This is a genomic window from Salinisphaera sp. T31B1 (genome assembly GCF_040361275.1).
Classification (GTDB): Bacteria; Pseudomonadota; Gammaproteobacteria; order Nevskiales; family Salinisphaeraceae; genus Salinisphaera.
Genome location: NZ_APNH01000001.1, coordinates 431,712 through 450,459, shown reverse-complemented (window position 1 = coordinate 450,459; position 18,748 = coordinate 431,712). Strand labels below are relative to the sequence as shown.

Annotated in this window: 18 protein-coding genes; 9 read left to right on the top strand and 9 right to left on the bottom strand. The window is 65.1% G+C overall.

From position 1 onward, the window contains the following. Positions 1-9 precede the first annotated feature (9 nt). Entirely contained in the window at positions 10-768 is a 759-nt protein-coding gene (locus T31B1_RS02035) for an SDR family NAD(P)-dependent oxidoreductase (protein ID WP_353247789.1), read from the bottom strand. Positions 769-993: 225 nt separating this feature from the next. Between T31B1_RS02035 and T31B1_RS02030 the strand changes: the two genes are divergently transcribed. After that, positions 994-2,268 carry a GGDEF domain-containing protein gene (locus T31B1_RS02030; RefSeq protein ID WP_353247788.1) on the top strand — a complete coding sequence of 425 codons (1,275 nt, stop codon included), beginning with the start codon at positions 994-996 and terminating at the stop codon, positions 2,266-2,268. A 2-nt stretch (positions 2,269-2,270) separates the two neighbouring features. Here the strand turns inward: T31B1_RS02030 and T31B1_RS02025 are convergent, their stop codons facing one another. The 3 genes from T31B1_RS02025 to T31B1_RS02015 all read right to left on the bottom strand — a co-directional run bounded on the left by T31B1_RS02025 (position 2,271) and on the right by T31B1_RS02015 (position 5,513). Beyond that, on the bottom strand, positions 2,271-2,564 hold the full coding sequence (locus T31B1_RS02025; RefSeq protein WP_353247787.1) for a hypothetical protein: 294 nt from the start codon (positions 2,562-2,564) through the stop codon (positions 2,271-2,273). A gap of 66 nt (positions 2,565-2,630) precedes the next feature. Further along, the gene (locus T31B1_RS02020; protein ID WP_353247786.1) at positions 2,631-3,929 is read right to left on the bottom strand and encodes an HlyD family secretion protein; all 1,299 of its coding nucleotides are present in this window, start codon (positions 3,927-3,929) and stop codon (positions 2,631-2,633) included. A gap of 24 nt (positions 3,930-3,953) precedes the next feature. Next, positions 3,954-5,513: a DHA2 family efflux MFS transporter permease subunit gene (locus T31B1_RS02015; protein WP_353247785.1), complete on the bottom strand. Its 1,560-nt coding sequence runs from the start codon at positions 5,511-5,513 to the stop codon at positions 3,954-3,956. A 97-nt stretch (positions 5,514-5,610) separates the two neighbouring features. Between T31B1_RS02015 and T31B1_RS02010 the strand changes: the two genes are divergently transcribed. Beyond that, positions 5,611-6,240, top strand: a complete 630-nt coding sequence (locus tag T31B1_RS02010; RefSeq protein ID WP_353247784.1) for a hypothetical protein — start codon at positions 5,611-5,613, stop codon at positions 6,238-6,240. A 45-nt stretch (positions 6,241-6,285) separates the two neighbouring features. Here T31B1_RS02010 and T31B1_RS02005 read toward each other — a convergent pair whose 3' ends face one another. Both T31B1_RS02005 and T31B1_RS02000 read right to left on the bottom strand, forming a co-directional pair. Continuing rightward, positions 6,286-6,423, bottom strand: coding sequence for an entericidin A/B family lipoprotein (locus tag T31B1_RS02005; protein WP_353247783.1), 138 nt, complete (start codon positions 6,421-6,423; stop codon positions 6,286-6,288). Positions 6,424-6,550: 127 nt separating this feature from the next. Then, entirely contained in the window at positions 6,551-7,015 is a 465-nt protein-coding gene (locus T31B1_RS02000; protein WP_353248727.1) for an Lrp/AsnC family transcriptional regulator, read from the bottom strand. Positions 7,016-7,198: 183 nt separating this feature from the next. On the opposite strand from T31B1_RS02000, the gene T31B1_RS01995 reads away from it, so the two are divergent. From T31B1_RS01995 to T31B1_RS01970, 6 genes are all read left to right on the top strand, one after another. Continuing rightward, positions 7,199-8,893: a 2-isopropylmalate synthase gene (locus T31B1_RS01995; RefSeq protein ID WP_353247782.1), complete on the top strand. Its 1,695-nt coding sequence runs from the start codon at positions 7,199-7,201 to the stop codon at positions 8,891-8,893. 145 nt (positions 8,894-9,038) lie between these two features. Next, on the top strand, positions 9,039-10,079 hold the full coding sequence (gene pstS, locus T31B1_RS01990; protein WP_353247781.1) for a phosphate ABC transporter substrate-binding protein PstS: 1,041 nt from the start codon (positions 9,039-9,041) through the stop codon (positions 10,077-10,079). 132 nt (positions 10,080-10,211) lie between these two features. Further along, entirely contained in the window at positions 10,212-11,120 is a 909-nt protein-coding gene (gene pstC, locus T31B1_RS01985) for a phosphate ABC transporter permease subunit PstC (RefSeq protein ID WP_502950923.1), read from the top strand. Beyond that, entirely contained in the window at positions 11,113-11,967 is an 855-nt protein-coding gene (pstA, locus tag T31B1_RS01980; RefSeq protein WP_353247779.1) for a phosphate ABC transporter permease PstA, read from the top strand. The genes pstC and pstA overlap by 8 nt, the downstream gene beginning before the upstream one ends. 44 nt (positions 11,968-12,011) lie before the next feature. Beyond that, complete coding sequence (gene pstB / locus T31B1_RS01975) at positions 12,012-12,836, top strand: phosphate ABC transporter ATP-binding protein PstB (protein ID WP_353247778.1); 825 nt, start codon at positions 12,012-12,014, stop codon at positions 12,834-12,836. 85 nt (positions 12,837-12,921) lie between these two features. Continuing rightward, entirely contained in the window at positions 12,922-13,698 is a 777-nt protein-coding gene (locus tag T31B1_RS01970; RefSeq protein ID WP_353247777.1) for an enoyl-CoA hydratase/isomerase family protein, read from the top strand. Between the two features lie 57 nt (positions 13,699-13,755). Here the strand turns inward: T31B1_RS01970 and T31B1_RS01965 are convergent, their stop codons facing one another. The 3 genes from T31B1_RS01965 to T31B1_RS01955 all read right to left on the bottom strand — a co-directional run bounded on the left by T31B1_RS01965 (position 13,756) and on the right by T31B1_RS01955 (position 17,462). Then, a complete protein-coding gene (locus T31B1_RS01965) occupies positions 13,756-14,988 on the bottom strand; it encodes a c-type cytochrome (protein ID WP_353247776.1) in 1,233 nt (410 codons plus the stop codon). Next, complete coding sequence (locus T31B1_RS01960) at positions 14,985-15,710, bottom strand: c-type cytochrome (protein WP_353247775.1); 726 nt, start codon at positions 15,708-15,710, stop codon at positions 14,985-14,987. The genes T31B1_RS01965 and T31B1_RS01960 overlap by 4 nt, the downstream gene beginning before the upstream one ends. Before the next feature lie 324 nt (positions 15,711-16,034). Further along, entirely contained in the window at positions 16,035-17,462 is a 1,428-nt protein-coding gene (locus T31B1_RS01955; RefSeq protein ID WP_353247774.1) for an aminotransferase-like domain-containing protein, read from the bottom strand. A gap of 173 nt (positions 17,463-17,635) precedes the next feature. On the opposite strand from T31B1_RS01955, the gene T31B1_RS01950 reads away from it, so the two are divergent. Then, positions 17,636-18,748, top strand: a complete 1,113-nt coding sequence (locus tag T31B1_RS01950; protein ID WP_353247773.1) for an AI-2E family transporter — start codon at positions 17,636-17,638, stop codon at positions 18,746-18,748.

The following is an 18,748-nucleotide window of genomic DNA, read 5'->3' as shown; positions in this document are numbered from 1 at the left end:
GGCTCGCGGTCAGGGATTGATCGGCTGGCCGGCCCAATCGAACAATCGGCCGCTGTCGTCGGGCGTGAGGTTGGCGATCACCTTCAGCAGATGCGTCGCGGCCTGATCCGGGCGCTGCAGCTGGGCTTCGGGCACGCGTTGCTGGAACGGCTCCGACAAGGCGGTATCCACCGTGCCCGGGTGCAACCCGACACAGATCAGCTCCGCCGAGCGGCGGCGCAGCTCGATCGCGGCAGTCCGGGTCAGCTGGTTCTGGGCGGCCTTGGAGGCGCGATAGGCATACCAACCGCCCAGGCCATTGTCCGAGATCGAGCCCACCCGTGCGGACAGGGTGGCGATCACGGCGCGCTCGCCGTGGATCAGCAGATCATGAAAATGGCGAATCATGAGGATCGGCCCGGTCGCATTGACGGCAAAACTGCGCGCCAGATGATCGGCCTCGATATCGGCAAGGCGTTTTTCCGGCCACAGGTCGCGCTCGGCGTCGTGGAGCAGCCCGGCACAAGTGATCATCAGATCCAGACGATCGCAGGCGCGGCCGACGGTCTCGCGTGCGGCTCTGATGCTGTTCGCATCGGCGATATCCAGCGTCAGCGTCTGCAGCCGGTCGCCATGGCGCTTGTGCATCCGCTGCAGGCCTTCGGACTGCTCCGGCGCGCGTGCGCTTGCGAACAGGCAGGCCTCGGGCCGATCGGACAATAGACGCTCGACCAGGGCCAGACCCAGCCCGCGCGCACCGCCCTGGATGAGAATATTGTCTGCGCTCATGGGCTTGTCGCTCCCTGGCTCACAAGTGTAATCGGGGTGACTATCAAGTTACCGAACCTGCAGCCGCTAACATAGGCATTCCTTGCAGCGGTCGATGGACCATCGTCGGATGTTGGCATTACCCGGCCAAAGTGGCACAGACATGACATGCTCAATTGCGCACGATAAGTTGCACCCTCAAGCACGCGTGCGAAATTGAATGACGACTGAGTTGGCTCGCTGTCGATGAAATCCTCGACGAGCGATCTCTACACGCTCCGGCCTTCGCCCAACATCGCGGATGCCGATGCAATCGCACAGCCGCCCCCCGTGGAGCGTCTACGCGGCCAGATCGCACGCGGTTTCGCCACGCTGCGCTTCGAGCCCGGCCTGGAGCGGGATTTTCGACGCTATCTGCGTTACTCGGGGCGGATCAGTCGTGCCAGTCTGATCGCGCTGTCGTTCGTCGGCATGCTCGTCGTCTTGTCGGTCGATCGGTCCGTCATGCAGCTGCCCGACGTCCTGCTCGGTCCGACACGGTTATTGCAGGTCGGCGTGATGATGCCCGCCATCGTCGCCTGCGGCCTGTTCTGCTGGTTCCGTGCCGAATCCGCGGCCATCGAGCCAACGATGCTGGTGCTGTTCGCGGGCATGAACATCGGCATGCTCGGACAACGTATCGTGGCCGCGCCCTATGGGTTCGACGTGCCCGCGGAAATGTATGGCGTGACGGTGGTGGCCATGTTCTCGATGGCGCGGGTGCGTTTTCGGCTCATGCTGCCGGCGGCGTTGATCGGCGCGGTGGTTGCCTTCGTCGTGGAACTGGCGGTGATCCGGCCCCCGCCGAACGACTACTATCACCTGTTTTCTGCCTCGCTGTTGTTGGCGATCGGCGTGATGGGCGGTTACTCGACCGAATATTTCATTCGTTGGACCTGGCTCAACGGCACCCTGCTGCGTTATCTGTCGCGCCAGGACAGTCTGACCGGCCTGCTCAACCGTCACGCACTGGAGGAGGCGCTCGATCGTGCCCACGAGATGGCGCGTCGCGAACGACGCGGCTATGCACTGGCGATGGTGGATATCGATGCGTTCGGCGCCTACAACGATCACTATGGCCATCAGGCCGGGGATACCGCGTTGCGGCGTATCGCCGGCGAGCTCGGCGCGACCGTGCGACGCCCGCTCGATGTCTGCGGCCGTTTCGGCGGCGAGGAGTTCGTGCTGTTGTGGTGGGACGCCGACATCGCCGAGGCAGCAGCGCTGGCCGAAAAAGTGCGCCAGGCGATCGAGCGCGCTCGTATCGCTCATGAGGCGTCGCAGATTGCGCCCTGGGTCACGGCAACGGTCGGACTCTGCCATCTGCACGCCGCCGACGACCGCGTCGAGTTGAATCAGGTGCTTCGCCGCGCCGACGAGTTGCTCTATGAAGGCAAGAACGCTGGCCGCAATCGGGTAATCGAGGCTCGTTATGGCGTGGTCTCGACAGAGCGGCAGCGGCCGCTACGCCATTACGCTTGAGCTCAGTGAATCAGCCAGCTCAACAGGATCAACCCGATCACGATCCAGAGCACGCCGCCCACGAAGGCGCGCCGCAGCAGCGCACGCAAGCCGGCATAGAGCATCGCCAGGCCGATGACCAGTAGCAATATGCCAAACCAGGATGAATCGATACCCAGCGCGCCGGTCAGTCCATGGATGAAGCTGTCGATAGCGCCGTAGAGATTGCCGAAGATCCACTGCAGCCCCTGAACGACCAGACGGATCGCAGCGCCCAGCATTTCGCCGATCGAGTGAAAGAAGTCGTTCGTTTCCATGTTCTAAAGGCTCGCCGTCCGGTGCCGGCATGGTAGCAGCACGACCGTGTCGTCGGTGCCGTCCGGCTAGTTCGGCTGGGCCGCGCCGTCGGCGTTTTGCCGTCCGAGGCGATGGCCGCGCTGGACCGTGGCGGATTCAGCCGCCGGCTCAGGCTCGGCATGGCGCTGGCGGTTATCGGCGATGGTCGCGTCATCCGCGGTCAGGTCCACGCTGACCTCCACCATCATGCCTGGTGCGAGCAGCCCGCGCGGTCCGTCGTCGATCGCGATGCGCACGGGAATACGCTGGGTGATCTTGGTGAAATTGCCGGACGGATTCGGGTCCGGCAGCAGGGCGAACTGATTGGTCGCGGCATGGCCGATCACCTGCACATGCCCGCGGTAGGTCGTATCCGGGCGAGCATCCACGTGGATCGCGACCGGCTGGCCGATGGCCAGATCGGCGATCTTGGTCTCTTTCATCCTGGCCTCGATCCACACATCGTCCGGGTCATGCATCATCACGATCGGCTGGCCGGCCGCGACATACTCGCCCTGCTCGATGAACGTCTGGTCGACCACGCCGGCCAGCGGGGCGGTCACCGCCAGATCGGCGATCCGGTTGCTCTGATGGGCCAGCGCTGCCCGGGCCTCGGCGAGCTGGCGCTGCATCACCGCGCGCTCGTTGGTGAGTACGTCGGGGTTGGCCACGGTGGTCGACGGGGTCGTCAGCATGCCGGTCTTGGCGTTGGCCAGCGAGATGCGGTCGAGCGCCACCTGCCGCCGGGCCCGTTCGTATTCGGCCCGTGCCGAGGCGTAGGTATAGCGGTCGATATCGCGCTCTTCCTCGGACACGCCGTTCTGCCGATACAGCGACTGCGAACGCTCGGCGTTGTGGTCGGCCTTTTCCATGTCGGCCCGGGCGGCGTGCATGGCGGCGATATCGGCCTTCAGATGGTCGCGGGTCTGTTCTGTACCGCCTTGGATCTGGCGCCGGGCAATATCGATTCGTGTCGACTGCGCATCCAGCTGGGCCTGCATACGATCCACGCGCGCGGCGAGCTGCTGGCGCCGCAGCTCGTCCGGACGGCTGTAGAGCTGCGCGATGCGATCGTCGATAGCCAACCGGTCGCCCTGGATCAGGTCGAAATCGGTGACCCGGCCGTCGAGCCGGCTGCTGACGGTGATCTCGTGGGTCGCCACGCGCGCGTCGTTTTCGGCGACATGGGTCATGCGGTGGTAAAGCCAGAACGCCAGCCATGCGACTACGGCCCCCGCGGCCACTACCGCGGCGATCAGTTTGAGCAGTCGACGTCTGGGCCGGGGCACATTGCTGTCGGCATCGACCGTGTGGCGGTCGGTCTCGGGTGTACGGGTCTGGCTCATGTGGGGGTCATATCCATGGCGAGGTCAGCTCGCCGCGGCGTCGGTCTCCGCCCAGCGGCTGAGCAGGTACGACGGCAGGGCGACGCTGAGCAGGGCGAGTGCAACCAGTACAAAGCCGTCCTGATAGGCATAGATCACCGCCCAGATCTGGTCGAAGCCGGCCAGAACGTGGCGGGCCGCGGCGTCTCTGTAGACATCGCTGGTGCCGGTACGCGCGACCGTGGCACCGACCTGTTCCAGCGCCCGGCGCGCCATGTCGTTGCCCGGGTCGAGCTGGGCGGTCAGGTGATCGCTGTGATACAGGGTGTAGCGGTCCAGCAGGGCGACCAGGATCACCGTGCCGAAGGCGCCGCCCAGCTGCAGCGCGAAGTTGATCGCGCCCGATCCATAGCCGATCAGGTGCGACGGCAGCGCGCTGATCGCACGCGAGAGCGTCGGCGGCGGTACCGCCGCCATGGCCACGCTCAGCAGCGCGATGCTGGTGGCAAGACTGGCAAACGAGGTATTCCAGTCGGATCCGGCCATGCGCCAAACCGCCCAGGCAGCGAACGCCAGACCCGGCAAGGTCAGCCAGTGGGGCTTGAGTCGGTCACTGAGCTGTCCGACCAGCGGCACGAGGACGGCCAGCACCAACGTGGAAGGGGTGAACAGCATGCCCGATGTGATCGGGCTGTAGTGCAGCACCGCGTCCATGAACTGGGGCAGCAGGTACATCACGCCGTAGAACGCGCCGCCGAACATGAGCATGACGACGGAGCCGACCAGAAACCCGCGATTAGCGAAAATACGCAGATCGAGGATCGGCCGTGGCTGGCGCGGCTCCCACCAGATGAACACCACGGTGGCCACCAGTGAAATCGCCTCCAGCCGGAGGATGGCCATATCGCCCCAGCCCCAGCGCTGGCCGTTGGCCAGGGCTGCCAGCAGGGTGAAGATTGCCACGAACAGCAGCGTGGCACCGATCCAGTCCAGATAGGGGCGGGGGCCGCGCGCTTCACGGGTGGGCAGGTACAGCCAGCCCATCACGATGGCGGCCACACAGATCGGGATGACCACGAAGAATACATAGCGCCAGTTGAACGCCTCGACCAGCCAGCCGCCGATCACGCTGGCCAGGGTCAGTGGCAGCCCGAGGCTCATGCCGTACATGGCGGTGGCCATGCCGCGCTTGTGCGGCGGGTACACCGCGAACAGCGCTTCCAAGGCGACCGGGCGCACCACGCCGGTCATCGCCCCCTGCAGCACGCGCGCGACGATGAGGCTGCCCATGCCGGTGGACAGGCCGCCGATGAGCGAGGCCACGATGAACACGCTCAACAGCCCGACATAGGTCGCGCGCTGACCGAACGCCGAGATCAGCCATGGCGAGATCAGCAGCGATACCGTGGTGGCCGCGAGAAATCCGGTGGACAGCCACTGCACCTGGTCGGCGCTCATGCCGAACGCCCCTTTGATATAAGGCGTGGCCACGTTGACGATGGTGATCGACATGCCCAGCGCGACGAGGCCGAGCAACACCGTCAGTGTGACGAGCACACGGTATTTGCGACCGTGGCGTTCGAACATGGCCTCGATCTGGGTCATGGGGCGAGGCGGGCGCACAATGGGAGGCGGAATCAATGCATACTACAATATTCCCGTGTTTTATTGTTAGATGCAGCGAATGCCAAAGGAGTCGTTCATGACCCGAGTCACTGCGTTATGGGCCCGGGCCGGGCTGGTCGCGCTCGTGTTCAGCGGTGTGCTGGCCGCCTGTGCGGGTGCGCGACCGGGCGATCTCGATACCCCGGTGGCGGCCGGCCATACCCGCTTCGTCAGCGACGACTACGGCATCGTCGTCGTGTATCCGGATCGCGTGCACGCGGCCAATGCATTCCAACCGGATTATTTTCTTGGCTCGCGCTGGAATTCCACGGCCGACGACGACACCGCGGGTTCGCCGCTGCTGGCGCTGACCCTGCCCGGTTCGAACAAGCTCACCCGCGGCGTGATGCGCGTGGGGGCGAGCGACGATGCCCGTGCCGTGGATGCCTGCGAGCGGTCTGCCGACGGCACGCGGGTCACAACCCAGCGGATCGGCGGCGTGCGGTTCACGCGCGTCGACAGCGCGGATGCGGCGATGAACCATTACAGCCGTATGCAGCGCTATCGGGCCGTTCACGACGGCCGATGCGTGGCGATCGATCTGATCGTGACCGGCGTGAACGCCGACGTGTATGCCGCCGAGGATCGGCCCAGGCAACCGTTCACGCCCGATCAGGCCATGAACCGCCTGCACGCGCTACTGGACGGCGTGTTCTTCACGCGTTGAAGGCCGGGGGTGTCCGGCCGCCGTTGTCAGCGGCCGGACCGCGTATTAGCCAGCGGCGTCCTGAACGCCTTCGCCAGCGCGTTCGATATCTTCGCCTGCACCCTTCATGGTGTTGCACGCGGACAGCAGGCTGGTTGCGCCGACGAGTACGGCAAGCAGGGTGGCGATTGCGATCTTGTTCATGGGTGGGCTCCGGGAAAGACAGACATCGAGACAGCGAACTTCGCCCGTGCAGGGCTCGTGGATAGAATATATCCCCTGTCCGACCGGCGTGCATGCCAAGGCGCTTGATCAGGCCCCGCGAAGGCGCTCAGCGGGGCGGCAGGACGCGATCAGCCAGCACCGAGCGCAGCACGAAGCTCGAATGCACGCCGCTTACCCCGGGGATACGGGTGATGTGCTGTAACAGCAAGCGTTGGTAATCATCCATATCCGCGACCGCGATACGCAGCTGATAATCGGCCTCCTGGCCGGTAATCAGCAGGCATTCCCGAACCTCCGGCAATTCGGCCACGCGCGCTTCGAACTGGGAAAAGCGTTCGGGGGTATGGGCGTCCATGGAGATCAGCAGCAACGCGGTCAGCCCGTAGCCGAGCGCGCGGGCATCGACCATGGCGCGATAGCCCACGATGAGGCCGGCGTTCTCCAATGCGCGTACGCGACGCAGACAGGGCGACGGTGACAGATTCACGCGCTCGGCCAGGGCCTGATTGCTGATCCGTCCATCGGCCTGGAGGATCTCAAGAATCCGGCGATCGAAGCGGTCCAGGGTCAGGGTGTTTCGTGTATCTCCCATGGCGCGCAATAAAACCCTCACAAAGAACGGTTCATTGGCATGATAATGCGCGCAGACCCGGTTTTCCATCGCGGTTGGCAATCCGCTGCCGCTGAATGGCGGTTACACTGATCGCCTCGTCGCGGCTCGGCTGCGGCACCCAAACGTGGACAAGGATTCGTCATGACTCGTTTCGACCATCGCAAGTACCGCCCGATACCCCGGGTGACCGGTTTCGAACGGACCTGGCCCGATCGCGATCTCGACAAGGCCCCCATCTGGGTCAGTGAAGATCTGCGTGACGGCAACCAGGCCCTGCTCGAGCCGATGAGCGTGGAACAGAAGAAACGGCTCTGGCAGCTGTTGGTGGATGTCGGTATCAAGGAGATCATGGTCGGCTTTCCGTCGGCCAGCCAGCCCGACTACGACTTCGTGCGCTGGCTGATCGACGAGGACCAGATTCCCGACGACGTCACCATCGCCGCGTTGACTCAGTCGCGCGATCATCTGATCGATCGCACGTTCGAGTCGCTCGAAGGCGTGCCGAAGGCGATCATCCATCTGTACAACTCGACCTCCACCGTGCAGCGCGAGCGCGTGTTCGAGATGGACGAGGACGGCATCGTCCAGATCGCGGTCGAAGGCGCCAAGCGGGTCAAGGCCAACGCCGATGCGCGTCCGCACGTCGACTGGCGGCTGGAGTATTCGCCGGAGAGCTTTTCCTCGACCGAGCCCGAGTTCGCCGTGCGCATCTGCGAGGCGGTCATGGATATCTGGCAGCCCACGCCGGACAACCGGATCATCTTCAATCTGCCGAATACGGTGGAGCTGGCCGGGCCGCATCATCATGCCGACCAGATCGAATATTTCTGCCAGAACGTCAAGAACCGCGACTCGGTGATCGTATCGGTACACACCCATAACGATCGCGGCGGTGCCGTAGCCGCAGCCGAATTGTGCATGCTGGCAGGCGCCGAGCGGGTCGAAGGCACGCTGCTGGGTAACGGTGAGCGCACCGGCAACATGGACATCGTGATTCTGGCGATGAATCTCTACGGCCAGGGCATCGACCCTGGGCTGGATCTGTCCAACCCGGATCGCATCATCCGGGTGGTACACGAATGCACCGGCATTCCGTTGCACCCGCGGCACCCGTGGGTGGGCGAACTGGTCTATACGGCGTTTTCCGGCAGCCATCAGGATGCGATCCGCAAGTCGCTGCGCAAGCAGGGCGGCGACGAGCCCTGGCAGGTGGCCTATCTGCCGATCGACCCGCGCGATATCGGCCGCGACTATCAGGCAGTCATCCGCGTGAACAGCCAGTCCGGCAAGGGCGGCATGGCCTTCCTGCTGGAGCGCGATTTCGGCATCAACCTGCCACGCTGGATGATGCTGGCACTCGCGCCGCATGTTCAGGCCGAAAGCGAACGGACGGCCGGCGAGTTGTCGAGTACCCAGATACGCGATCTGCTGTTTGCGCATTTCGCCCGCAGCGCGCCGATCGCGCTGGTCGACTACGGGCTGAGTCGGGCCTCTGACGGCCAGTCGCTGGTGGTGACGCTCGAGCAGAATGGCGAGCAGTTCACGCTGGAAGGCCGGGGCAACGGGCCGATGTCGGCGTTCGTCAACGCCTGGCAGAGCCATTCGGGCGAGGATGTGGCCGTGGTCGACTATTCCGAGCACGCGCTGTCGGCCGGCTCCGATGCCAATGCCATCGCCTTCGTGCAGCTGCGCTCGGGTACGGTCCGGATACCGGCGGTCGCCGAGGATGCCGATACGGTCAGCGCCTCGCTCAAGGCGATCATCGGCGCGCTGAACCTGTCACGCGAGGCCGACGAAACCGGCCAGCGCGGCGGACTGACGGCCCTGGCGAGCTGATCGGACACCTCGAATGCGCTGTAAACCCCGCCCCGAGCGGGGTTTTTTATGCGTCATGATTGTGTAGCAGAACTGTCACAAAGCAGGCCTAGACTTTCTCCTGACATTCACGGGGGGCGCCACGGGCGTCCGATCAGGAGAAACCATGTTCAAACGTCTTTTGACCGCGGCCGCTGTCGGCAGCCTCATGTGCGCCAGTGCCGGTGCGATGGCCCAGTCCATCAACGGTGCGGGTGCGACCTTCCCGTATCCGGTCTATTCGAAGTGGGCCGATGCCTACCAGAACGAGACGGATATCGGCCTCAACTACCAGGCCATCGGTTCCGGCGGCGGTATTCAGCAGATCAGCGCACGCACGGTGACCTTCGGCGCCTCCGATGCGCCGCTCAAGCCCGAAGAGCTCAAGAAGAACACGCTGGTGCAGTGGCCGCAGATCACCGGCGGCGTGGTGCCGGTGGTGCATGTCGAAGGCGTGGACAAGGGCGGGCTCAAGCTCGACGGCAAGACCCTGGCCGATATCTATCAGGGCAAGATCAAGAAGTGGAACGACAAGGCTATCGCCCAGCTCAACGAAGGCGTCGATCTGCCTTCGACCAACATCACGCCGGTCTATCGCGCCGAGGGCTCGGGCACGAACTTCCTGTTCACCCATTACCTGGCTCAGGTCAGCGACGAGTTCAAGACCAACATCGGCGAAGGCAAGTCGGTGGCTTGGCCGTCGGGCGTGGGTGCCAAGGCCAATGCCGGTGTCGCCAGCCAGGTCGGTCAGATCAACGGGGCGATCGGCTATGTCGAATATGCCTATGCGGTCGAGAACGATCTGAACGTCGTCAGCATGAAGAACAAGGCCGGCAAGTTCGTGACGCCCAATATCGAGAGCTTCAAGGCCGCTGCCGGCAACGCCGACTGGAAGGACGCCGAAGGCATGTACCTGGTGCTGACCAACCAGCCGGGCGAGGGCAGCTGGCCGATCGTGGGTGCGTCTTTCATCCTGATGCACACCGACGTCAAGGACGCCGAGGCCGCCAAGCGGGCGCTGGCCTTCTTCGACTGGGCCTATGAGAACGGCGACGACGCGGCCACCGAGCTCAACTATGTGCCGATCCCGTCGAACGTGGCCGAGCTGGTCCGCGAGCAGGTCTGGAGCCAGATCAAGGCCGACGGCAAAGCGGTCTGGGACAAGTAATCGGACGGGCCAAGCCCTTCATCTCGGATCGATCAGCCGCGGACGCAGGTCCGCGGCTTTTCCCGACTCCGGGATCCGTTGCCAAAGCCAACCATCGGTCATCGCATGTCAACGCCTGAATATCCGTCGAATATGCCGCTGGGCGCCGATCAGCATCGGCTCCGGGCGCTGGGCCGCAACCACCGGCTCGATCTGGCCTTCCAGGGCACGACCTTCGTGTTCGCCATGCTCGTGCTGGTCACCCTGTTCGCGATCATCGCTTCGCTGGCAGTGGCGGGCTACTCGACGTTCGCAACCTTCGGATTCGATTTCTTCACCCTCAATCGCTGGTCGGCGAACCAGGAAATCTTCGGCGCGCTGCCGGCGATCTACGGCACCCTCGTGTCGTCGGCTATCGCGATCCTGATCGCAGCGCCGATCTCTATCGGTATCGCGGTATTCCTCACCGAGAAATGCCCGTCGAAGTTGCGCCAGCCCCTGGCCACCACGGTAGAGCTGCTGGCCGGCGTGCCGTCGATCATCTACGGCATGTGGGGTGTGCAGGTGCTCGCGCCGTTCCTGCAGCGGTATTTTCCGAGTGTGCTGCCGGCCGGCACCGGTCTGTTCACCGCCGGGCTGATTCTGGCGATCATGATCATTCCGTTTATCACGTCGGTCACCCGGGACGTGCTCATGACCGTGCCCAAGGCCACCCGTGAATCGGCCTACGGCGTGGGTGCGACCACCTGGGAGGTCACCCGCTCGATCCTGCTGCCGTCGGTCAAGGGCGGCGTGGTCGGTGCGATCATCCTCGGGCTCGGCCGCGCGCTGGGCGAGACCATGGCGGTGACGTTCGTGATCGGCAACAACCTGTTCTTCGCGCCGACGCTGTTCGGCCAGGGCACATCGATCGCAGCCCTCATCGCCAACCAGTTTCCCGAGGCCGACGGGGCCCAGCGCTCGGCGCTGCTCGCACTGGGTCTCGTGCTGTTTTTGATCACCCTGCTCGTGCTCACCGCAGCGCGCCTGATGCTGCGCAAGATGGATCGTGCCCATGGCTAGTCATGCCTTCGAGATTCGCGATATCGGGCTGTACCGGCGTCGGCGCTGGCGCAACAGCGTGTTCGTGTTCGCCTGTACCGGGGCCACGCTGTTCGGCGTGGTGTGGCTGGCGCTGATCGTCGCCGAGCTGCTCATTCAGGGGCTGCCCGGCCTGAGCCTGTCGGTGTTCACCGAGCGCACCATGATGTCCGGCGGCGGCCTGGGCAACGCGATCGTCGGCAGCCTGATGATGACCGCGGCCGGCACCGTCATCGGCACGGTGGTCGGTATCGCCGCCGGCACATGGCTGGCCGAGTATGGGCGTGACGGCAAGCTCGCCAACGTGATCCGTTTCATCAGCGATATCCTGCTCTCGGCGCCGTCGATCATCGTCGGCCTGTTCATCTATGCGGTCATGGTCCAGCCCATGGGCCATTTCTCCGGCTGGGCTGGCGGCGTGGCTCTGGCGATCATCCTGCTGCCGGTGGTGGTGCGCACCACCGAGGACCAGCTCGGGCTGGTGCCGCAGAGCCTGCGCGAAGCGGCGTCGGCGCTGGGGGCTCACCGCTGGCTGATCGTCACCAAGGTCTGCTACTCCGGGGCCCGGGCGGGCATCGTCACCGGCGTGCTGCTGGGCTGTGCGCGTATCAGCGGCGAGACCGCGCCGCTGATCTTCACCGCGCTCAACTCCAACCAGTGGACGACCCGCATGAACGACGTCATGGCGAATCTGCCGATGACGCTCTATCAGAACATGACCATCAACTCGTTCATCCCGGATCTGGTCCAGCTCGCCTGGACCGGCGGGTTGCTGCTGACCATGGCCATTCTGGCCTTGAACATCATTGCGCGCTTCGTCGCGCGCTGAGTATTACGTCTGACGGGCGCCGCGAGCGCCGAGGAATCATCGAAATGAGTCTGACCCACGCCGCCGACGATATCACCGGCTATACCATCAAGGCCCGCCGACAGCGCGAACAGGTGGCGGCCAAGATCGAGGTCGAGGGCCTGAACTTCTATTACGACAAGTTCCATGCGCTGAAGAACATCAGCCTGGAGGTGCCCACCCGCCAGACCACGGCCTTCATCGGCCCGTCCGGCTGCGGAAAGTCGACGCTGCTGCGCTGCTTCAACCGGATCCACAACCTCTATCCGGGCCAGCGCACCGAAGGCACCATCCGAATGGACGGCTACGACATCACCGATCGCAAGCTCGATGCGAACCTGTTGCGCTCGAGGGTCGGCATGGTGTTTCAGAAGCCCACCCCGTTTCCGATGAGCGTCTACGACAACATCGCCTTCGGGGTGAAGCTCTACGAGCGTCTGTCCAAGTCCGAGATGGACGAACGGGTGGAGTGGGCGCTCAAGCGCAGTTCGCTATGGGGTGAGGTCAAGGACAAGCTCAAGCAGGACGGTCAGTCGTTGTCCGGCGGCCAGCAGCAGCGCCTGTGTATCGCCCGCACGATCGCGGTCAAGCCGGAAGTCATCCTGCTGGACGAACCCACCTCGGCGCTGGATCCGATCTCCACCGGTGCGATCGAGGAACTGTTCACAGAGCTCAAGCGCGACTACACCCTGCTGATCGTGACCCACAACATGCAGCAGGCCGCGCGCATCTCCGACCTGACGGCGTTCATGTATCTCGGCGAAATGGTGGAGTGTGGCGATACCGACATGATGTTCACCAACCCGCGCAAGAAGCGCACCGAGGACTATATCAACGGCCGCTACGGCTAATCCGTTCGATCGTACACCGTCGACCGTAGCCGCGGACGCGTACAGCGCTTATATTCGTGCCTTCGATTCGTTCTGGGAGGCACGTGTGTCCGAGTTCGTCCAGTCATCCGTTCGCGACGGTATCGCCCATGTCCGGCTGAACCGCCCGGATGTGCTCAACGCCATGCATGCACCCATGCGCGATGCCTTCATCGCCTGTCTGGCCGGGCTCAATGAAGAGCCGGCGGTCGCGGCGGTGGTCATCACCGGTGCCGGCGGGCGCGCGTTCTCGGCCGGCCAGGACCTCGACGAAGCCGTCGGTTTTGCTGGCGCGGCGCGGATCGAGGCCTGGATGCGTCATCAGGGGGCGGTGATCGCAGCCGTACGCAATATGGACAAGCCCGTGGTGGCCGGTTTCAACGGGGTGGCCACCGGCGTGGGTTTTCAGATCGGGCTGGCCGCCGATTGGCGTGTAGCCTATCCCGAGGCCCGTCTCGGCCAGCCGGAGGTCAAGGTCGGGCTGGCCAGTATCTACGGCTCCTGGCTGATGTCCCTGCATCTGGGGCTGGCTGCAAATCAGGCGCTGTCGCTGACCGGCGATCTGATCGACGGCCGCCGGGCAGCTGCGCTGGGCCTGGTCAACGAACTGGTCGACCCAGCTGCCGTGGAAGACACCGCCTTCGCCAGCGCGCAACGCATGGCAGGCGTGCCCGCCACCGCAGTACGCTTGACCAAGGCCCGGTTCCGGCAGCAGAGCCAGGCCGATTTCGAGGCCACCTGTGACGCGGCTGTCGCTGCCCAGATCCAGGCGTATGCCGGCGGCGAGCCTCAACAGCGCATGCAAGCGTTCATCGATGCGCGCCGGGCCCGGGCATCCGGCTGAACGTTCGGGCAGGCCAGCGCCGAACGGAGCCCGGCGCCAGCGTGTTCGGGGTTCGGTCTATCGGCGCAGATTGGTGCCGGTGACCGGCGAGGCCTGGTTGCCCCAACTGCCACGGATATAGCTGATCAGCGCCGCCAGCTCGCGGTCGGAAAACCCGTGGAAGGGCGGCATGCCGTAGGGCTGCGGGTTGCCCTCGGTGGCCGGGGCGAAACCGCCGCCGCGGATCATGTTGGCCACGTTGATCGGATCCGCCAGCGTCACGGCGCGGTTGCCGGCCAGAGCCGGTGCTCCGTCGCCGCCCTGCCCGTTGTCACCGTGACAGTCGGCGCAATGCTTGCCATAGAGCGTACGGCCCTGATCCATGGCGGCGCGCTGGCCGTCCCGGCTCAGACGGATCAGCCGAACGGGTGATTCGACGTCACGGGCGGGCAAGGATTTCAGATAGGTGGCCGCGGCCAGTGCATCCTCGTCCGACCAGTACTGGAGACTGTCGAACACGACATCGGCCATGGGACCCATCATCGCGGCATGATCGGCCTTGCCACGCTTGAGAAAGGCCGCTGCATCCTTGATCGACCACTGCTGCAGACCGGCCTGGGCCGGATCGGCCAGCGGCGGCGCGTACCAGCCGTGGATCATCGCGCCCGGCGCGTCGTCGGCGCTCTGCAGCGTTCCGAACCGTCCGCGCGCGCGATGGCATTCGTTGCAGTGGCCGAGGCCTTCGACGAGATATCGGCCCCGGTTCCAGGCAGGGCTCTGCTGGGGCTTGTCGGCCAGCCCCCCGGGCTCGAAATACAGCCACTGCCAGACCGTGAGCAGGCTGCGATAGCGATACGGCCAGTCCAGCCGGTGGTCCGGGGTGTCGTTGGCGGCCGGCGGGATCTGGCCCAGATACGCATGCAGGGCGTCGATATCGGCGCGCTCGACATGGGTATAGCTGGTGTACGGACAGGCCGGATACATCGCCGAGCCGTCCGGCCGTCGCCCTTCGTGCATCGCCCGCCAGAAATCGTCGTCGGACCAGCGGCCGATGCCGTGGTCGGCGTCAGGCGTGATGTTGGGGGTGATGAACGTCCCATACGGGCTGTCCAGGTGCAGACCGCCCGCCATCGGCTGGCCGCCAGGCGCGGTATGACAGCCGGCACAGTTGCCCACGGTGGCCAGATACTGGCCGCGATCGACGCTCGAATCGCCCGAGGGGGTAGGCGGCTGGGCGTTGGCCGGGCAGACCACGCTCAACAGGCCGGCGAGCGCGACGACTGCCGCGGACAAACCGCGTGTTCGGCTCATGGTCGGCGCTCCGGGACGGGCACGCTGCCGCAATCCAGCGGCGGGTCGAGTACGGCGTTTGCCACCGGATGCGTATCGGTCGGAATCGGGCGCGAGGCCAGCCAGGCAGCCACGGCTTCGATATCGCCCGGGCCCATGCGCCCGACGATCGTATGCATGCAGTCCGGTGCCGCCGCGTGTCGTGTGCCGACCCGCCAGGCGCCGAGTTGGGCCATGATGTATTGCCGCGGCAGGCCGATGAGCCCGGGCGTGTTCGGCTGCACACCGGTCAGCCGCTCGCCGTGGCAGGCTGCACAGGCCGGTATATCGGCCCGGGTATCACCATGGCGGACCAGCTGTTCGCCGCGTTCGGCCACAGCGGTCGCGGGCGCAGCGGCCGGCTCGGGATAGGGTGTATCCAGGCCGGCGAAATAATCGGCGATCTCGTAGAGATAGGCAGGCGACAGATGCGCGACCATATGGTTCATGCTCGTGTTACGCCGCCGATAGTCCTGATAATTGATCAGCTGGTTGTAGAGATAGCCCGCCGGCTTGCCATGAATACGAGGCACGTAGCCGTCCTCGAGTTCGATACCCTGCGGCCCGTGGCAGGCCGTACAGGCCGCCAGCCGCCGGGCCATCGGATCGTCGTCCCCCGCTTGGGCGCGCGCCGAAGCGCTCGTGACGGCGATCAGACCCCAGGCAAGCAGGGCGCTGAGCAGCAAAAACCTTGGAACAGGCACGGTGGGCAGATCCTGGTTGGGTCGCCGGCAGGGCCGGCGATCGAGCGTGGCCCCATTATCCGTACATCATCGTCGGCGACCAAGCGACAGACGCGGGCGTGAATCCATAACAGTGGTGTGCGAAGGCTGCGGCGCGCGGCCCCGGTGATGCATGAGGCGACGGTCCGGCACGTGAACGGCCCCGGCCGGCGCGGCCGGAATCGCCAGCACGGCCCCGTGCCGTCCCGGCGTCGTAGCAAACCGTGGGCCGCCCGTTTGCCGGGTGGTCGGTCCTGTTCGCCGTGGCCCGGCGTTTCGCCTGTGCCCGTGCGATATCGCCCAGGCTTATTCGGACTGCTCGGTGAGGATGCCCGCCAGCCGTACGATGCCGCGCTCCAGTGCGGCCGGCGATGGGTGACCGTAGTTCAGGCGGATATGATCGTCAAAGGTGTCGTCGCAGCCGAACAGCACGCCAGGGGCAATGCCCACCCCGGCAGCCAGGGCCTGGTGGTACAGCCGACGCGCGCTGATGCCCTGCGGCAGTCGCAGCCACATGACATAACCGCCCTCCGGCCGGGTGAACTCGACGCCGGCCGGAAAGTGGGTTCGTACAAGGTCGATCAACCCGTCGCGGCGGCGGCGCAGCTGTTCACGCAGCGTGGTCAGATGCGTGTCGTAATGTGTCCCGCGCAGATAGTCGGCGATACCGACCTGCGCCGGCAGCGAGGCCGCGAGCGTACTTTCGAGCTTATATCGGAGCACGCATGACACGTAGCGGCCCGGCATGGCCCAACCGATACGATAGCCGGGCGCCAGGCTCTTCGAGAAGCTGCCGCAATGCAGGATATTGCCGGTGCGATCGAAGACGCGGGCCGGCGGGGGCCGCCGCGCCCCGTAATAAAGTTCGGCGTAGGCGTCGTCCTCGATCAGGGGAACCTCGTGCGCGGCCAGCAGCTCGACTATGGCCTGCTTGGCGGCCGCCGGCACGAGCGCACCGGTCGGGTTCTGAAACGTCGGCATCAGCCAGCAGGCGGCCGGGCGGTGCACGGCCAGCTGTCGTTTGAGCCGATCCGGGTCGAGACCGCGCACGGGGTCGATCGGCAGTTCGATGGCACGGCGCCCTAGGCGTTCGATCGATTGCAGCGCGCCGTAGAAGGTCGGCGACTCGATCAGCACCGTGTCGCCCGGGCGGGTCACGGCCTGCAGGCATAGATTCAGTGCTTCCAGCGCACCGTTGGTGATCACGATCTCGTCGGGATCGACGTGTTGGCCGTCCAGGTGATAGCGAACCGCGATCTGACGGCGAAGTGCGGCGTTGCCGGGGGACAGATCCTCGACGCTCTGATGCGCATCGACGTGCTGCAGGCCGCGATAGATCGAGCGGCGCAGGCGCGCCAGTGGAAACAGCCGCGGATCCGGGAACGCCGAGCCCATCGGTACCAGATCTCGCGAACGGGTCGCTTCGAGCACTTCGTGGATCAGCCCGCCGCGGTCGACCGGCACGCCCGAGGGCATCGCATGCATCGTCGTCACGGGCCGGTCGGGCTGGCGTGGATCGGCACGGTTGCGCGGGCTGACATAGTAGCCCGATCGCGGGCGGGCCTCGACCAGCCCGCGGGCTTCGAGCAAGCGGTAGGCCTGAAGCACCGTCGACACGCTCAAGCCGCGCCGCCGACTGACCTCGCGTACCGAGGGCAGACGTTCGCACGGGGTGAGCGCGGCATCGAGGATCAGTCGCTGGATTTCATCGGCATAATCGATATACAGCGCCATCGGATCGGCCGTCCGTCTTCGAGCGTCGTGGTCGGGCACGCGCAGTATAGCGAGGACGGCGACCCGGCCCGAATGGGGCAAAGCTACGGATAGCGCCCGGCCCGGCCTGGCTGTATTTTAGAGCGCTTCTGCGGTCGACCAATGCCGCACGATGCACTCAAACAGGGGATTGCATGGCCGAATCGGTTGGCGACACGGGGCAGTCGCGCAGGGACGACGTAATGCGGCTGTTCGAACGGCCGATTCATGTGCGCTCGGTGATCATGACCGCGCTGCTCGTGCTCGCGGTGTTCTATACCCTGTATTTCGCGCGTTTCGTGCTGATTCCGGTGGCGCTCGCGCTGATCTTCAACCTGCTGCTCGGGCCGATCGTCACGCGCATGCAGCGCTGGCACATTCCGCGTTCGTTCAGCGCGCTGCTGATCATCGGCAGTTTCACTGCGGTGGTGTGTTACGGCGGCTACATGCTCATGGGGCCGGCGCAATACTGGATCAACCGCGCGCCGGAGGCGTTCTCCGCGTTCAACGAACAGACCCAGGATCTGCAAAAGCAGATCAAGGACATGAACAAGTCCACCGAGGAGCTCAAGAAGGCGGCCGCCGATCTCATCGGCAAGGCGTCCCAGCAGACCACCATCCAGATCAACGAAAAAGGCCTGCGCGCCCAGATCATGGCCAATGTCCAGTGGGCGGCCGGCATTCTGTTCATGACCCTGATCATGCTGTATTTCATGCTCTGCAGCCGGGGGTCGATGTTTCGAAAGCTGCTGCTGATGACGCGTACCGGGCGTAGCCGGCGCAACGCGGTGCGCATCGTGCGTCATCTACAGGCCGATATCGGCCGCTATCTGGCTACGGTCACCGCGATCAATATCGTGCTGGGCGCCTGTGCCGCGGGCGTGCTGTGGGCGATCGGGCTGACCGACCCGATCCTCTGGGGCGTGCTGGTGGGCCTGCTCAACTTCGCCCCGTACGCCGGTGCGGCGATATCGCTGGCCGCGATCACGCTGGCCTCGTTTGCGACCTTCGATACCCTGGCCCATATCCTGCTCGCGCCGGCGGCTGTGTTCGCATTGAACGTGCTCGAAGGCAATTTCATCACCCCGGCGATCCACGGTCGGCGTTTCGAGATGAGCCCGCTGATGGTGTTCTTCGCGCTGTTCTTCTGGGGCTGGCTATGGGGCGTGGCCGGCATGCTCATGGCCGTGCCGTTGCTGGTGGTCTGCAAGGTCACCTGCGACCATATCGCCGAACTGCGTCCGATCGGCCGGGCGTTGGGCCGCTGA

Bases quoted from the DNA above. Each gene is read 5' to 3' on its own strand.
- T31B1_RS01955 (WP_353247774.1), bottom strand. From the start codon at position 17,462: ATGGCGCTGTATATCGATTATGCCGATGAAATCCAGCGACTGATCCTC.
- pstC (WP_502950923.1), top strand. From the start codon at position 10,212: ATGCCGCTGGGCGCCGATCAGCATCGGCTCCGGGCGCTGGGCCGCAAC.
- T31B1_RS01965 (WP_353247776.1), bottom strand. From the start codon at position 14,988: ATGAGCCGAACACGCGGTTTGTCCGCGGCAGTCGTCGCGCTCGCCGGC.
- T31B1_RS02035 (WP_353247789.1), bottom strand. From the start codon at position 768: ATGAGCGCAGACAATATTCTCATCCAGGGCGGTGCGCGCGGGCTGGGT.
- T31B1_RS02005 (WP_353247783.1), bottom strand. From the start codon at position 6,423: ATGAACAAGATCGCAATCGCCACCCTGCTTGCCGTACTCGTCGGCGCA.
- T31B1_RS01995 (WP_353247782.1), top strand. From the start codon at position 7,199: ATGACTCGTTTCGACCATCGCAAGTACCGCCCGATACCCCGGGTGACC.
- T31B1_RS01950 (WP_353247773.1), top strand. From the start codon at position 17,636: ATGGCCGAATCGGTTGGCGACACGGGGCAGTCGCGCAGGGACGACGTA.
- T31B1_RS02020 (WP_353247786.1), bottom strand. From the start codon at position 3,929: ATGAGCCAGACCCGTACACCCGAGACCGACCGCCACACGGTCGATGCC.
- T31B1_RS02015 (WP_353247785.1), bottom strand. From the start codon at position 5,513: ATGACCCAGATCGAGGCCATGTTCGAACGCCACGGTCGCAAATACCGT.
- pstB (WP_353247778.1), top strand. From the start codon at position 12,012: ATGAGTCTGACCCACGCCGCCGACGATATCACCGGCTATACCATCAAG.
- pstA (WP_353247779.1), top strand. From the start codon at position 11,113: ATGGCTAGTCATGCCTTCGAGATTCGCGATATCGGGCTGTACCGGCGT.
- T31B1_RS02030 (WP_353247788.1), top strand. From the start codon at position 994: ATGAAATCCTCGACGAGCGATCTCTACACGCTCCGGCCTTCGCCCAAC.
- T31B1_RS02025 (WP_353247787.1), bottom strand. From the start codon at position 2,564: ATGGAAACGAACGACTTCTTTCACTCGATCGGCGAAATGCTGGGCGCT.
- T31B1_RS02010 (WP_353247784.1), top strand. From the start codon at position 5,611: ATGACCCGAGTCACTGCGTTATGGGCCCGGGCCGGGCTGGTCGCGCTC.
- pstS (WP_353247781.1), top strand. From the start codon at position 9,039: ATGTTCAAACGTCTTTTGACCGCGGCCGCTGTCGGCAGCCTCATGTGC.